Below are 13,506 nucleotides of genomic sequence, written 5' to 3' on the forward strand. Positions count from 1 at the left end.
ACCTCTTAACCTTCCCCTGAAAATGGCAGATTCGATTGAAGCGATCCAGAAATCCAAGAAAACCTACCTCATGGTCTTCGGTGCGCTGCTCGTCGGCACGGTGCTGACCGTGCTGGTGGCCTCGCCGCCGGATTTCCTCTACTGGCTCGATGTGGGCAAGCACGGCTTTGACATCTACGATGCCATTCTCGGCCTGCTCATCGCCAGCACCAAGGCCACTCTCGTCGCATTGATTTTCATGCACCTCAACCATGAGAAAAAGGCCGTTTACTGGATCTTCGGTTCCGGCCTGATCTTCGTCGCATGGATGGGCTACCTGCTCGCACTCGCCTACCGCAGCCCGATTCACGATCACCTCTTCTACAAATAACCGCCATGTCGCTCCGCAGCTTCCACATCGTCTTCATCACCGTCTGCACGCTCCTCTGCGCGTTCTTGGTGGTCTGGGCATTTGTGCTCTCGCCGGAGCCTTCCGCAATAGCCACCACATCCGGCATCCTCGGTATCGCCGGGCTGCTCCTGATTCCCGTCTATGCCGTGATGTTTCTCAAGAAAGCAACGAAACTACACCTCTGAGCCTACCATGAACCCCATCCTATCCCTCGCCTGCACCACCTGCCGCACTTCTTTCGCCGCCACAGGCGATTCCATCGGCTACTCCATCTTTGTCCTCCTTGTCATGATCCTCGCTCTTCTCGGCATGATCGGCTTCTTCATGGTCCGCCTTGCCCGCCGCGAGAACGCTAATCTCGACCCAGAGCTCCGGGACGACTACGTCCCTCACTAAAGGGTTTCACTTTTGACTCCATTTCATTCCGTCCAAGCCAACAGGCCAAGCGTTCGATAAGATTCGCCGCCGCTCATTCCGCTTCCAGCATTTCAGTTTTCAGCCTTCACCCAATATGACCTTCTCCGAACTCCTCGGCCTTCCCGAAAACTATTCCGCCCACGGCGGCAGCGTCGACCACATGATCATGGTCGTGCACTGGTTCATGCTCGCGCTTTTCGTAGGCTGGACGGCGTTCTTCTTCGTCTGTCTCTTCAAATTCTGGCACAAGCGCAACCCCAAGGCATCCTACGACGGTGTCCGCAGCCACCTTTCCAGCCACATGGAAGTTGCGGTCATCATCATCGAGGCCGTGCTTCTTCTCGGATTCGCCTTCCCGCTCTGGAACGAGCGTGTCGATAGCTGGGAAAAGGTTCAGGAAATGGATCCGGTGCGTGTGCGCGTGGTCGGCTGGCAGTTCGGCTGGACTTATCACTACCCGGGTTTGGACGGCAAATTCGGTAGGGTTGATACCGCTCTCATCACCTCCACCAATAAGCTCGGCATCGACTACACCGATCCGAACGCCCACGACGATTTCATCGACGGCAACCTCAAGCTTCCCGCCCTGCGTCCTGCGGTTCTCAACATCGGTACCCTCGACGTGATCCACAACTATGCGATCGTGCCGATGCGCATCCAGCAGGACGCGATCCCCGGCAAGGAGATCGCCATGTGGTTCACACCCGTTAAGCCCATGGAAACCTATGTGGTCTGTGCGCAACTCTGTGGCCAGAAGCACGGAGACATGGTCGGCATCATGGAAATCGTCACCCAGGAGGATTACGATTCATGGGCGGAAAACAAATCCAAGACTGCTCTTGACGATTTCCGCAAGTCTTCCGACCAAACGGCGGCAATCGGTCGCTGATCCCATCGCAGGGTTCCAGGTGCTGCCAGGCCATTTCCGTTGGAAATGGCAGGATGGTGTCTACGTAGGTATGCAAGGATCATTCATTTCGGCATAGTAAAATTCGGCATGCCCTGGAGGGATTTGCCAGAAAACCATGGGGACTGGAAATACACCCGCCGGCTACGAATGGCCCATGGTCGCATTGTGTCACGAGAAGATCCATCCCTACGCCGCTCGGGTGGTGTTGCTTGGGGTCATGGCAACCTGCGACAGACTGGAGCCAGTCGTCGCCCTCACCTGTGCTTATCGCCTATCGGGAAATGCGAGCCTTGAGGCGGCATCGGCGTCGAGGGGTACGCAGAGACGGTAGCCTTCGCCCTGTGCAGGGATGGCCATGAGGAAGGCATCGCGCTCGAAGGGGGAGGGGAACTCGATGCCGATGAGTGCGCGGCCGATGCGCTCGCCGGAGTGGCGGTAGTTGAAATACATCAGGTTCGCGTTTCCTGTGAGCCGCTGCGCCAGGAAATCGTGGAGGGCGCCGGGGCGCTCGTAGAAATCGAGCCGCAGGAAGGCCGGGTTGTTGAGCAGGTCGCCGCGGAAGGGGATGGCGCGGAATGCGATGTCGGTCGCGCCGGTGATATCCTGCCAGTCGTGGCCCGCGGCATCGAGCTTGGCGGGAATGCTGGAGAGCACGGCTGGATGCTCCGAGGAAAGCGTGAACGCGGGCCAGGCATCGGAGAGATGGGTTTTGCCATATTGGAAATCGGTGATGTCGGTATCTGCGAAGCAGGTGCCTAGCAGCTTGAGCATGGTGCCGGGTGTTTCCGGGATGCGGACTCGGAGGGTGCGGGATTTGCTGTTGGAGGCGCCGCGGGATTGCGCGATGCGCCCGATCTGGAGGAAATCCACGTTGGCGCCGCAGAGGACGACGAGTATGCGTTTGCCGACATAGCGTTCCTTTTCCGCGAGGGCGGCCGCAAGGCCCATTGCGCCGGATGGCTCGGAGATGCAGCGCAGGCCTTCCCAGAGCGTGCGGATCGCGGAGACCACCTCCGCATCGCTGACCACGGCGATGCGGGCGAGGGTGTTCTTGCAGATCTCGAAGGGCAGGTTGCCCGCCCGGCGGACGGCGGTGCCGTCGCAGAAGAGATCGACCTGCGGGAGCGTCTCAGGTTTCCCGGCGGCGATGGCGGCTTTCATCGATGCCTGGCCCTCGCCCTCCACGCCGATGATCTCGATCTCCGGCCAGTAGGTTTTCAGCCATGTGGAAACGCCCGCCGCCATCCCTCCGCCGCCGATCTGCAGGTAAGCGGCATCAAAAGGGCCGTGGCCGGAGAGGACGACCTCATCCGCGAGCGTGCCTTGGCCGGCCATGACCCGGAGATCGTCGTAGGCGTGGATGTACACGGCCTTGGTTTGTTGCTCGTCGGCGCGGGCGGCGTGCACCGCATCGTCGTAGCTGTCGCCCGCAAGGTGGATGGAAACGTATTCCGCGCCGTGGGCCAGCACCGCGTCCTGCTTCACCTTCGGGGTGGAGCGTGGCATGTAGATGCGGGCGCGGATGCCGAGTTTCTTTGCGGCCAGTGCGACGCCCTGTGCGTGGTTCCCGGCGGAGGCTGTGACGACCCCGCGCACCGCCTCAAGCTCCGTGAGCGTTGCCATGCGGTTCGCCGCACCGCGCCACTTGTAGGCCTTGATCGGCGAGAGGTCTTCCCGTTTCACCCAGATTTCCGGGCCGTCCGGGATGGAAAGTTTCTCCATCGGGGTCGGCTGCCCGAAGTGATAGACGCGCTCGCGGGCCAGCAGGATTTCCTGGCGGAGCTGCCTGTCGAGCGGCAGGGATTCGTCGCGGGTCATGGATGGATTAGAGACCAGAAACCGAAGGCCAGAAACCAGAAAAAACGGCTCAGCTCGGGTCGATGGGAACCAGCACCCATTTGGGCTGGGTCTCGGTGGCGATGATCTCGATGGGCAGGCGTTCGGTGATCGGCGGGTTGCCGGAAGCAGGTGCCGAGGTCTCGTTTTGACGGTTGTTCCATGCCCACGCAGAAAGGAGTGGCGCCGAGAGGAAGGCGGCGAGAACGAGTGGCTTGAGTGGATTTGCAGAAGCTTTGATGGGGGCGATTATGGTAAGTTTTTTAAAATAATCAAGCTTTCCGTTGTATTTTTTAAAGAATTTCCCTGGCACGGATTGCGACGGGAGCCCAATCACTGATGGCTCGAATGCAGGCCATCGGGCCCAATTTGGAAGTGGTTGCGGGAATGGGAAGCATCTCTCCGGGGAAGCGACATCCCCGAGGATCGCAACCGATCTTTTCCGCGTAGTCCGTGCTTGAGATTTTCCATGTCCACGGCTTTCACCGCTGCAGGAGCATCTGTTTCTTTGGAACGATCACAGGTTGATTCCCCATCCTTGCCGGGATATGCTGATGCCAGTGGAAGACGACAATACAGCGGTGGATGGGGAAAGCCGGAGCAGGCAGATCCTCGCAGGGAGCGCGATCCTTTTGGGTATTTCCACGGTCACGGTTGTTTTCCTGATGGGATGGAGGCACGTGCCCGGATGGGTTGGGGAGAGCCTGGGCACCGTGGCCGGCATCATGTCCACTCCGTTTTTCATGGAGGCCTCGTTCTTCCTTCTCGGCCTGTTCATCGTCATCGCGCTGAACATCTGGCGCAAGCGCAGGGCGGGCGATGAGTTTGTCTCCATCGAGATCGGTGATCCCGACGATCGCAGCGACAGGCAGGCTTGAGTTTTCCTGCTGGAGCTTTTCGCTGCGTCATCCAAAATGACGCTACGATGAGTGAGGCAGTGTTCGATTACGAGAAGCTGGGTCAGTTCTACCTGGGCAAGGGATATGATCTTGAGAAGAAAGAGGTCACGGGCGATCCCGTGATGTATGATTCCAAGGATCTCGTCACCCACGGGGTGGTGCTGGGGATGACAGGCTCGGGCAAGACGGGACTATGCATCGCGCTGCTGGAGGAGGCGGCGATGGACAATATCCCGGCGATCGTGATCGACCCCAAGGGCGACATCTCCAACCTGATGCTGACTTTTCCGGAGCTTGATGCAAAAAGCTTCCGACCTTGGGTGAACGAGGATGATGCCGCGAAGAAGGGGATCAGCGCCGATGAGTATGCTGAAAAGACCGCGGCGATGTGGAAGAAAGGCCTGGGCGATTGGGGTCAGCCGCCGGTGCGGATCGCGGCGCTGCGGGAGAAGGTGGACATCAACATTTTCACACCGGGCAGCACATCGGGGATTCCGGTTTCCATACTCAGCTCCCTGGATGTGCCGCCGCCGGAGGTGATGGAAGACGGTGAGCTTTACGGGGATAGGATCAGCAGCACGGTCGAGAGCTTGCTCTCGCTGGTGGGTGTCGATACGGACGGTGCGCAGGGGGAGGAGGCGGTTCTGTTGGGTGCGATTTTCCAGGAGGAGTGGAAAGGGGGCAGGGGGCTTGATTTGGAAAAACTCATCCGCCAGATCCAGCGGCCGGGTTTCGGGAAGATCGGCGTGATCGACCTTGAGACATTCTATCCGGAGAAATCCCGTCAGGCGCTGGCGATGAAGTTCAACAGCCTGCTGGCCTCGCCCGGCTTCTCGACCTGGCTGGAGGGGGCTCCGCTGGACATCGGGACAATGCTGCATCGCGGCGACGGCAAGCCGCGCATCTCGATTTTCTCCATCGCCCACCTGAGCGACAAGGAGCGGATGTTCTTCGTTAGCCTGCTGCTCAACCAGATGCTCGGCTGGATGAGGACGCAGCGCGGCACGACCTCGCTGCGGGCTCTGCTTTACATGGACGAGATCTACGGCTTCCTCCCGCCGACTGCGAACCCTCCCTCAAAGCGCCCGATGATGACCATGCTCAAGCAGGCGCGCGCCTTCGGCCTCGGCTGCCTGCTGGCGACACAGAACCCGGTCGATCTCGACTACAAGGCGCTTTCGAACATCGGCACCTGGTTTCTGGGCAGGCTTCAGACCGAGCGCGACAAGATGCGTGTGCTGGATGGGCTGGAAGGCGCGGCGGGATCTCAGAACGCCAAGTTCGACCGCAAGCAGATGGAGGTTCTTCTCTCCGGTCTCGGCAACCGCGTTTTCCTGATGAACAACGTCCACGAGGACGGCCCGGTGCTGTTCCATGTGCGCTGGGTGATGAGCTACCTGACCGGGCCGCTGACCCGCGGGCAGATCAAGGGGCTGATGGATCCGAAGCGCGGGGAGTTCGTCACGGAAAAGGCCGCTGCTGAGGAGGAGGTGAATCCGATGGCAAGGAAAGCATCCGTGCAAAGCACTTCCCGTCCGGCGGTGGGTGCCGGGGTGACCGAGCTTTTCGCCCCTGCCGAGGGGGATGCCTACAAGCCCTTTCTGCTTCGCGAGGCGACCGTCCATTTTTCCCTCAGCAAGGCGAATGTGGAAGGCAGCCGCAAGGTCACGAAGGTGAACCCCATCCTGGAAAAGGAAATCAAGTGGGACGAGACGACCGGCATCGATCCGGCAACGCTGCGTGGGAATCCGGAGGAGGGCATAGGCTTTTCCGAACTGCCCGGCTACGCGATGAACGCGAAGAATTACTCGGCGGTGGAAAAGGATTTCTCTGACGATCTCTACCGCGAGGAACGAGCGGAAATCTGGTATTGCCCTGCGCTCAAGGCGTGGGGGCGCATGGGTGAGGCGGAAGCGGACTTCCGGGTGAGGATCGCCCATGATGCCCGCGAGCAGCGCGACGGGGCCTTTGGAAAAATCCGTGATGCGGCGCAAAAGAAAATCCAGGCCTTGGAGGGAAGGATGCGCACCGCAGAGACCCAGCTCGCCAAGGAGCAGGCGGAGTCCAGTTCCGCGAAAATGCAGGCGGGTATCTCGGTTCTCGGAGGCATCATGAAATCCGTTTTCGGAAGGAAGGCCGGGATGGGCGGGCTGATCAGGGGCACCAGCACCAGCTCCGTGACAAAGGCCACAACCGCCTACAAGCAGCACCAGGACGTGGCCAACGTGAAGGCGAAGATCGAGGGTATCGCCGACGAGATGGAGCAGATCGGCAAAGCCCTTGAGAAAGAGATTGCCGAGATTGGGGAGAGCTTCGACCCATCGCAGCTCGCGCTGGAAAAGGAAACCCTCAAGCCAACCCGCACCGATGTCGTGGTGGACCGGGTGGCATTGCTCTGGAAGTGAGCCTCCGGGCTTGCGCGCGAATGACGACTCCATGACCTGTTGCGGCGACATTCATGATCGTCCCGGAAAGCTTTTCCAGCGAACATGCCTGCCCCGGAACGCCAGCCAGTCCCGCCGCATCGCTGTTCTGTCCCCGACTGGCTGAAGAAATTCGGCTTGGAGTATATCGAGGGTATTGATGCGATGGTTCGTTTGCCAGGGACTGGGATCTTGGGTTTGATCCTTTTCGCTCATGTGCGGTCTGTGTTTCTCGTGATGCTTTGTCTGCCCACTGAGGATGATGTGGGGGGCTTTTGGCAGCCCTACCTTTTGGGACTCGGGAATTTCCAGCTTCTCAGGGCTTGCATCGGGTTATGAAACCGTGATGTTTCCGCGCGTATGTATCTTTGGTCGAAATTATCCGGTGAGCAGTGGATCGATGCTTGGGAAGAGCGGTTTTCCGGGAACGCGAATTTCGTCTTGGAATACATCAAGGGAGGAAAGTCCGTGCGCCTGCAGGTGTATTGCGGGACCAAGAAGGAGGCGGATGCGATCGCAGGACAGTTCGGTGGATCGGTGCGAAAGGTGAAGGATGCGGATTGGAAAAAAACGCCCGAACCGCCGAGGCCGCTCAAGGTGAGGGATGCCTTCCTCGTCACTGCAGAAACGGATGGGAAGAGGCTGGCGGCTTTGCGCAAGGAGCATGGCGAGCGGGAGATCATCGTGATCCCGCCGGAGATGGCCTTCGGCACGGGCGATCATGCCACGACCTCCACCTGCATGAGGTTCCTCGTCGATATCTCGCGGGAGAGGAAGGGCGGGAAGTGGAGTGTCGCGGATCTCGGGGCGGGCACTGGCTTGCTGGCCATCGGCGCAGCGAAGCTCGGTGCCGATGAGGTCTGGGGCTGCGATTTCGATCCCTTCGCCGTTGCCGTCTCCCTGCGCAACGCGGAGCGCAACGGCACGCCCGGTGTCACCTTGGTGGAGCAGGATGTCCTGAAGTGGAAGCCGCGCAAGAAAGGCTACGATGTGGTGCTGGCGAACCTGTTTTCCACCGTCCTGATCCAGGCGTGGCCGGTGATCGCGAAGTCGCTGGCGAAGGGCGGTGATCTCGTCGTTTCCGGCATCCTCGCCAGCCAGGCATGGGATGTCTTCGAGGCCGCCGCGAAGGAAGGCCTGGGTTTTCCCAAGATCGTTAGGAAAGGAAAATGGGTCACCGCCCGGGGTGGGTGGTTCGAGGATCTCGCCGATACGGATGCCAAGTAGTTTCCTGCCTATCCGGTGAGCGTATGGCACGTTGGCGGTTCATTCGCCGGGCAGCGGGCCTGCTGAGTCCTCGGCTTGTCCGCCTTCGGAGGGCTGAATGCTGCGAATCAGGACTTTGTCGATCCGTTGGCGGTCCATGTCGATCACCTCGAATTCGAAGTCACCCTCGCGGAACGATTCACCTTCGGCGGGGAGGCGGTCAAGGCGGTGGACGATGTATCCGGCGAGTGTCTGGAAAGGTTCGTGCTCGCGCTCCACAACTTCCTTGAGCGCGGGGAGATGCTCGATGACATCGTCGATTTCCATGAGCCCGTCGATGATCCAGCAATTTTCGCCGGAGGGGCGGAAACTTGCGGACTGGGTCGGATCTGTGCCGGGACGGAGTTCGCCTACGATTTCCTCGACGAGGTCCTCTAGGGTGATGAGGCCGCGTATGGTTCCGAACTCGTCGGTGACAAGCGCGGCTCCGAGCGGGGATGCGCGGAGGGTTTGCATCAGGCTCAGGGCGGGTTGGTTCTCAGAGACGAAGATGGGGGGAGTGATGAGCTCCGCAAGGGACTTGCAGTTTCCGCTGGCGGAGTTCGCGAAGAGATCCCTGAGCGAAACCAGTCCGCAGATTTCATCGTGCGAACCTTCGTGGACGGGAAAGACGGTCTGCCGGCTGGCGGCGACGCGTGGCCAGAAATGCTCGGGCGTATCCGCGAGCAGGAGGAAAAGAACCTTGGGCTTCGGGCGCATGATCTCCTCGGCCAGAACCTTGCGGAGATCGAAGACACCTTCGACCATGTCGTATTCGTCGGCATCGACCATGCCGGTGATGATGCCCTCGCGGACGAGGACGCGAACCTCCTCGCGTGTGGGGCCGGAGGGAAGGTTGCCGGAGCCGCCGAAAGACCGCATCAGCAGGCGGGTGCTGAGCTCGAGAATCCAGACGAGGGGGCTTGCGAGCTTCGCGAGGAGAGCCATGGGGCGGGACATGGTCGAGGCGATCGCTTCCGGGTGCCTGAGCGCGATGCCTTTCGGGGCAAGTTCGCCGACGACCAGCGAGAGGTAGGTGATGGCCACGACGACCAGGGCGAAGGCGATGGGAGCCGAGTGGGGTTCGAGCCAGGGGATGGCGGCGATCCAGGGCTGGATATGGCCGGAGAGGGCGGCGCCGCCGAAGGCGCCGGAGAGTACGCCGACAAGAGTGATGCCGATCTGGACGGAGCTGAGGAATCGCTCCGGATTTCCGAGAAGTACGAGTGCCTGCCTGGCGCCTACGCTTCCTTCGTCGGCGAGTTGGCGGAGCCTGGCTTTCCGGGCTGAGACAAGCGCGATCTCTGTCATGGCGAAAACACCGTTGAAGACGAGAAGGACAAGGATGAGGATTACTTCGATCATTGGAGCGGCGGAGTCCGGAAGGAAAAATTGGAAAACACCACGGGGGGCATTACGCGGAGCCACGCGGGAATGCAACTTGTTTGCGAAAAATTCGCGGAATGCCCGGGTGGGCGCGCGCTGCGGAGCCAATCACGGCGCCGGGCCTCATCGGGCGCCCAGCGCGTTTCTTTGAGGGGATCCTATCCTACTGGCCGGCCAGCGGCGTCAGCTCGATCTTGCGGAACTCGACTTCCGAGCCTTCTGCCTGGATGGCGATCCTGCCCTTGGTGGCGGTGGCGTTGGTGCCGTGGTTGACGAGGTCGCCGTTCACGTGGACGATGATCTCTGCTCCACGCGCCTCGATGGTCATGGTGTTCCATTCGCCGACGGGTTTTTCGGAACCGTCGGTTAGGTTGAGGATCTGTCGGGCGTCTTCCTTCGCGCCGCCGAATTTCTGGCCTTCCTTGTGCGGGCGGCGTTTCTCCATGTCCGGAACCTCTATGTTCTCCTGGATGCACCAGAAGTCCCCTGCGCTCTTGTGGGCCATCTGAACCTCGATGGACTGCGGGAACATGTCGTAGAGCGCACGAGGCTTGGAGGCGTGGATGAGGACACCGCAGTTGCCGGGCTTATCGGAGAAACGGTATTCCACGGTGAGCTTGTAGTCGGAAAATTCCTTGTCGGTGATCAGGTGTCCGCCGGGGCTGCCGAGCGAGACGAGCAGCCCGTCGCGGACGGTGAAGCTCGGGTTCTTGTCCTCCTTGTCGTCGGCTGCGGGGACATCCGCATGCCATCCATCGAGGTTTTGCCCGTTGAACAGGGCGATGGGCTCGGCGGCATGAAGGGCGGCGGCGGACAACAGGAATACTCTCAGGAATTTCATGATGAGTATGTTCGCGCCTCCTTCCGCGCCGGGCAAACGAAAACCGCAGCGACCCGGGCTTTGGAAGAAATATGGTGGCGCGGTGGGCGGGGAGCGGGCAGCTTAGCTGCGGAAACATGGAGAACATCACTTTTCTGAGCGTGAACGTGGCCTACGGTGCGGCTCTGGCGTTGCTTGTGCTCGCGGCGCTCTTTCGGCAGCGGCTCGCCGCAGGCAGGCCGGCCGGGGAGCCTCCGGCGCATCCTGCCGGCAAGGTGGCGGTTTGGCCTTACCGGGGGCTGGACTTGCTCGGCTTCCTGATGGTGATCGGGGTGTTTTACATGATGGCCGCCCTCAATGCCGTCGCCGGGGATTCGGATGCCGCACCGAAGATCAATGCGGTGGCCGTGGCTTTCTCCATCGGGTTCCAGTTTTTCATGGCGGGGATTGTCATCATCGTGGTGATCGGGCGGGTGAATCCTGTGGCATGGCTGGGGCTGGCATGGAAGAAATGGCCGATGGCTTTCCTGATCGCGCCGATGGCCGTGGTGTCCATGTGGGTTCTCTTCGCGGGGCTGCAGGTGGCGGGTTACATGGATCTGCTCGACAAGCTCGGGGTGGAAAAGGTCCAGGATACGGTGACCATGTTCCAGACCGAGAAGGACATCGTGGTGTTGGTTCTGCTGGCTGTTGCGGCAGCCTTGGTTGCTCCGATCTGTGAGGAAATCGTTTTTCGAGGTTACCTCTATCCGGTGGCGAAAAAGTATGCCGGGCCATGGGTCGCCGCGCTGGCCACGGCGCTGATTTTCTCCGCAGCGCACGGCAGTTTCTCGGCGCTGCTGCCGCTCTTTGCCTTTGGTCTCGCGCTGGTGGCGATCTATGAGTTCACAGGGTCGATCTGGGCGCCGATGGCAGTGCATTTCCTTTTCAACAGCGCGACGGTGGCGGCACAGTTCTACATTCGCTTCGCGGATATCGATGTGAAAGCGCTGCAATGAGCCTGCTGTCAGAGACCGGCGAGGATGCCTTGATCGAGAGGCTGGTGCGGCTGGTGCCGACGCACCAGGGAGCCGGGGGGCCCGGTGATGACTGTGCGGTGGTGGACACCGGCGGCGGCAGGCTCATCCTGCTCAAGGCGGACGGGTTGGTGGAGGGCGTGCATTTCCTCAAAACCGCCGACTCTGAGGCCGTCGGCTGGAAGGCGGTGGCGCGGGTGATTTCGGATTTCGCGGCGATGGGTGGGGTGGCGGAGCGTTTCCTGGTGACGCTGGCCCTACCGGGGGCGATGGAGCTTTCCTGGATCGAGGGGGTTTACAGGGGGATGGGAAAATGTATGGAAACGTACGGGGCGAATCTGGTGGGCGGGGAGACCTGCAGGGTGCCGGATGGATCGGCGGCGGTGCTTTCCATCGCGGCGACAGGTTCCGTGGGGCGCGAGAAAATCGTGCTGCGCTCCGGAGGAATGCCGGGTGACTGCCTTTGGGTGACGGGGCGGCTGGGCGGATCTCTTGCCGGGAAGCACCTGGCGTTTTCCCCGAGGGTGGAGGAGGCGCAATGGATCGCAGAAAGGATGGCCGCGACCGCGATGATGGATGTTTCCGACGGGCTCGCGAAGGATTTGCCGAGGCTGGCGAAGGCATCCGGCTGCGGTTTCCTGTTGGAGATGGCCGATGTTCCGCTGACGCAAGGCTGCACGCTGGAGCAGGGGCTTTGCGATGGGGAGGACTTCGAGCTGCTCTTCGCCGCTCCGGCGGATGCGGTGGCCGGGGGATGGGAACAGCGATTCCCGGGGCTGGAACTCACACGCATCGGGCGGCTGGTGGCGGCGGGGGAAGGGCAGTCGCTCGCCGGAGGCTGGGATCACTTTTCCTGAGATCGTTCAGGGGGCGCCCTCAGCGGGTGCAGCCTGGAGGAGAGACTTGAATTCGTCAGTCCACTTCGGGGCATCCTCATGGGTGAGGTTTTCCTGGATGTGGGCGAGCATGCGCAGGGCGGCGCCGCGCTCGTCGCCATACCTGAAGAGATCTTTTTCCGCATCCCACCTCAGCCTCGGAAGCGTCTCGGAAACGAACTTCACGTAGGCCGGCCCTTGCTGTCCTGCCTTTCCTTTGCCGTCCCCGGAGCTGTCCCATGTGTCCAGAAGGGTGCTTTCCTGAACCATGCGCTTTTTCCATGCATCGCTCAGGGAGGCAAGGCGGTCGGAGCGGCGCAGCGGCGGCAGGATTACCTGCTCGTAGACCGCCGCGATGGGGATGGGGGAGGGCGGCCATTGCTCCGCCTTGACCCCGTTGATGTCGTAGGCACGTGCGAAGACGCTGCCGGTGCCCGGTTGCTGCAGGACGTTCCGGTGCTTGGTGAAATCCTCCGCCTGGGAGACGATGGATTCAAGCACCCTGGATGCCTCCGCAGCCAGCTTGTCGCGATCCGGATCCTCGGAGGCGGCCTCCAGCGTGAGCACCAGCCAACGGAGCTGCTGGCGGAGGGCTTCCCGGAAATCCTTGTCGGAAAAAACCTCCGCGTTCCTTTTTTTCCACTCGCGGAAATCGGCTCCCTTCTTCTGCATTTCCTCAAAGTTCACCTTCTCCTCGCATTTCAGATAGAGATCCATCGCCGCATCATCGCTTGCCATGGCACTGCGGTATGCCGAGATGGCCGTGCGGAAGCGCGCATCGACCTTGGAACTGGCCTCCTCGCTGATTTTTTCGAGCCGTTCCAGGAGCGCCTCGCGGTCGGAATTGCTGAGCTTCTGGGCGGAGGCCGTGTGGCAGCATGCGGCAAGCAGAAGCAATAGCTTGAGTGGGTTCATTTCCATAGGACTACTCCCACCTGCCTATCCCGCCAAGCACGAAGCTAGCGAGCCTTGGGCAGGCTTCCTGCAACGGGGAGGATGCCGCAACCACCGATTGCTAGCATGATCACGGACCAGGGGTTTTTTGCTTCGGTGATTTTCGTGCTGGCCAATGTTTGGGGTTCCTGATATTTCAGTTTTACGTAAACAAAAAACGATATGATGAAGATGATTTTTGCGACAGTGGCATTGTGCATGGCGGGCATGACGGTTTCCTGCAGGGTGAACCCGCCCCTCGATCCCATGACCATGAAACCTTCCTGCAAATGCTGCCCGGAAAATTACAGGCACGGCTACACTTCGGCTTGCGGGAAGTGCGAAGACGGCGCGA

The 13,506-nt window shown here is 60.7% G+C and carries 15 protein-coding genes; 9 read left to right on the forward strand and 6 right to left on the reverse strand.

Features of this window, described 5'->3' with window-relative positions:
* Nucleotides 1-22 precede the first annotated feature (22 nt).
* The 4 genes from HZ994_00215 (at nt 23) to HZ994_00230 (ending at nt 1,697) form a co-directional block, all read left to right on the forward strand.
* Nucleotides 23-370: a cytochrome C oxidase subunit IV family protein gene (locus HZ994_00215; protein QTN30816.1), complete on the forward strand. Its 348-nt coding sequence runs from the start codon at nt 23-25 to the stop codon at nt 368-370.
* Between the two features lie 5 nt (nt 371-375).
* Entirely contained in the window at nt 376-576 is a 201-nt protein-coding gene (locus HZ994_00220) for a hypothetical protein (protein ID QTN30817.1), read from the forward strand.
* A 7-nt stretch (nt 577-583) separates the two neighbouring features.
* Nucleotides 584-787, forward strand: coding sequence for a hypothetical protein (locus HZ994_00225; protein ID QTN30818.1), 204 nt, complete (start codon nt 584-586; stop codon nt 785-787).
* 115 nt (nt 788-902) lie between these two features.
* Nucleotides 903-1,697, forward strand: coding sequence for a cytochrome c oxidase subunit II (locus tag HZ994_00230; GenBank protein QTN30819.1), 795 nt, complete (start codon nt 903-905; stop codon nt 1,695-1,697).
* Between the two features lie 285 nt (nt 1,698-1,982).
* Here HZ994_00230 and HZ994_00235 read toward each other — a convergent pair whose 3' ends face one another.
* Together HZ994_00235 and HZ994_00240 are read right to left on the reverse strand one after the other, a co-directional pair.
* On the reverse strand, nt 1,983-3,536 hold the full coding sequence (locus HZ994_00235; GenBank protein ID QTN30820.1) for a pyridoxal-phosphate dependent enzyme: 1,554 nt from the start codon (nt 3,534-3,536) through the stop codon (nt 1,983-1,985).
* Nucleotides 3,537-3,585: 49 nt separating this feature from the next.
* Entirely contained in the window at nt 3,586-3,867 is a 282-nt protein-coding gene (locus tag HZ994_00240; GenBank protein QTN30821.1) for a hypothetical protein, read from the reverse strand.
* 241 nt (nt 3,868-4,108) lie between these two features.
* On the opposite strand from HZ994_00240, the gene HZ994_00245 reads away from it, so the two are divergent.
* The 3 genes from HZ994_00245 (at nt 4,109) to HZ994_00255 (ending at nt 8,103) form a co-directional block, all read left to right on the forward strand.
* Complete coding sequence (locus HZ994_00245; protein QTN30822.1) at nt 4,109-4,432, forward strand: hypothetical protein; 324 nt, start codon at nt 4,109-4,111, stop codon at nt 4,430-4,432.
* A 59-nt stretch (nt 4,433-4,491) separates the two neighbouring features.
* Nucleotides 4,492-6,858, forward strand: coding sequence for a DUF87 domain-containing protein (locus HZ994_00250; GenBank protein QTN34281.1), 2,367 nt, complete (start codon nt 4,492-4,494; stop codon nt 6,856-6,858).
* Nucleotides 6,859-7,236: 378 nt separating this feature from the next.
* Entirely contained in the window at nt 7,237-8,103 is an 867-nt protein-coding gene (locus tag HZ994_00255; protein ID QTN30823.1) for a 50S ribosomal protein L11 methyltransferase, read from the forward strand.
* 39 nt (nt 8,104-8,142) lie between these two features.
* Here the strand turns inward: HZ994_00255 and HZ994_00260 are convergent, their stop codons facing one another.
* Nucleotides 8,143-9,486, reverse strand: coding sequence for an HlyC/CorC family transporter (locus tag HZ994_00260; protein ID QTN30824.1), 1,344 nt, complete (start codon nt 9,484-9,486; stop codon nt 8,143-8,145).
* Nucleotides 9,487-9,670: 184 nt separating this feature from the next.
* Complete coding sequence (locus tag HZ994_00265; GenBank protein ID QTN30825.1) at nt 9,671-10,348, reverse strand: DUF1080 domain-containing protein; 678 nt, start codon at nt 10,346-10,348, stop codon at nt 9,671-9,673.
* Nucleotides 10,349-10,464: 116 nt separating this feature from the next.
* On the opposite strand from HZ994_00265, the gene HZ994_00270 reads away from it, so the two are divergent.
* On the forward strand, nt 10,465-11,325 hold the full coding sequence (locus HZ994_00270; protein ID QTN30826.1) for a CPBP family intramembrane metalloprotease: 861 nt from the start codon (nt 10,465-10,467) through the stop codon (nt 11,323-11,325).
* Nucleotides 11,322-12,200, forward strand: a complete 879-nt coding sequence (locus HZ994_00275) for a thiamine-monophosphate kinase (GenBank protein ID QTN30827.1) — start codon at nt 11,322-11,324, stop codon at nt 12,198-12,200. The genes HZ994_00270 and HZ994_00275 overlap by 4 nt, the downstream gene beginning before the upstream one ends.
* A gap of 6 nt (nt 12,201-12,206) precedes the next feature.
* Here the strand turns inward: HZ994_00275 and HZ994_00280 are convergent, their stop codons facing one another.
* Complete coding sequence (locus tag HZ994_00280) at nt 12,207-13,133, reverse strand: hypothetical protein (GenBank protein ID QTN30828.1); 927 nt, start codon at nt 13,131-13,133, stop codon at nt 12,207-12,209.
* A gap of 44 nt (nt 13,134-13,177) precedes the next feature.
* Nucleotides 13,178-13,381 (reverse strand): hypothetical protein, encoded by a 204-nt coding sequence (locus HZ994_00285; GenBank protein ID QTN30829.1) that lies wholly within the window; start codon nt 13,379-13,381, stop codon nt 13,178-13,180.
* Nucleotides 13,382-13,506 lie beyond the last annotated feature (125 nt).

This window comes from Akkermansiaceae bacterium (genome assembly GCA_017798145.1).
Classification (GTDB): Bacteria; Verrucomicrobiota; Verrucomicrobiia; order Verrucomicrobiales; family Akkermansiaceae; genus Luteolibacter.

Excerpts from the sequence above, each read along its gene's own strand:
- HZ994_00215 (QTN30816.1), top strand. The coding sequence starts at position 23 with ATGGCAGATTCGATTGAAGCGATCCAGAAATCCAAGAAAACCTACCTC.
- HZ994_00220 (QTN30817.1), top strand. The coding sequence starts at position 376 with ATGTCGCTCCGCAGCTTCCACATCGTCTTCATCACCGTCTGCACGCTC.
- HZ994_00225 (QTN30818.1), top strand. The coding sequence starts at position 584 with ATGAACCCCATCCTATCCCTCGCCTGCACCACCTGCCGCACTTCTTTC.
- HZ994_00230 (QTN30819.1), top strand. The coding sequence starts at position 903 with ATGACCTTCTCCGAACTCCTCGGCCTTCCCGAAAACTATTCCGCCCAC.
- HZ994_00235 (QTN30820.1), bottom strand. The coding sequence starts at position 3,536 with ATGACCCGCGACGAATCCCTGCCGCTCGACAGGCAGCTCCGCCAGGAA.
- HZ994_00245 (QTN30822.1), top strand. The coding sequence starts at position 4,109 with ATGCCAGTGGAAGACGACAATACAGCGGTGGATGGGGAAAGCCGGAGC.
- HZ994_00255 (QTN30823.1), top strand. The coding sequence starts at position 7,237 with ATGTATCTTTGGTCGAAATTATCCGGTGAGCAGTGGATCGATGCTTGG.
- HZ994_00260 (QTN30824.1), bottom strand. The coding sequence starts at position 9,486 with ATGATCGAAGTAATCCTCATCCTTGTCCTTCTCGTCTTCAACGGTGTT.
- HZ994_00265 (QTN30825.1), bottom strand. The coding sequence starts at position 10,348 with ATGAAATTCCTGAGAGTATTCCTGTTGTCCGCCGCCGCCCTTCATGCC.
- HZ994_00270 (QTN30826.1), top strand. The coding sequence starts at position 10,465 with ATGGAGAACATCACTTTTCTGAGCGTGAACGTGGCCTACGGTGCGGCT.
- HZ994_00275 (QTN30827.1), top strand. The coding sequence starts at position 11,322 with ATGAGCCTGCTGTCAGAGACCGGCGAGGATGCCTTGATCGAGAGGCTG.
- HZ994_00280 (QTN30828.1), bottom strand. The coding sequence starts at position 13,133 with ATGAACCCACTCAAGCTATTGCTTCTGCTTGCCGCATGCTGCCACACG.
- HZ994_00285 (QTN30829.1), bottom strand. The coding sequence starts at position 13,381 with ATGCCCGCCATGCACAATGCCACTGTCGCAAAAATCATCTTCATCATA.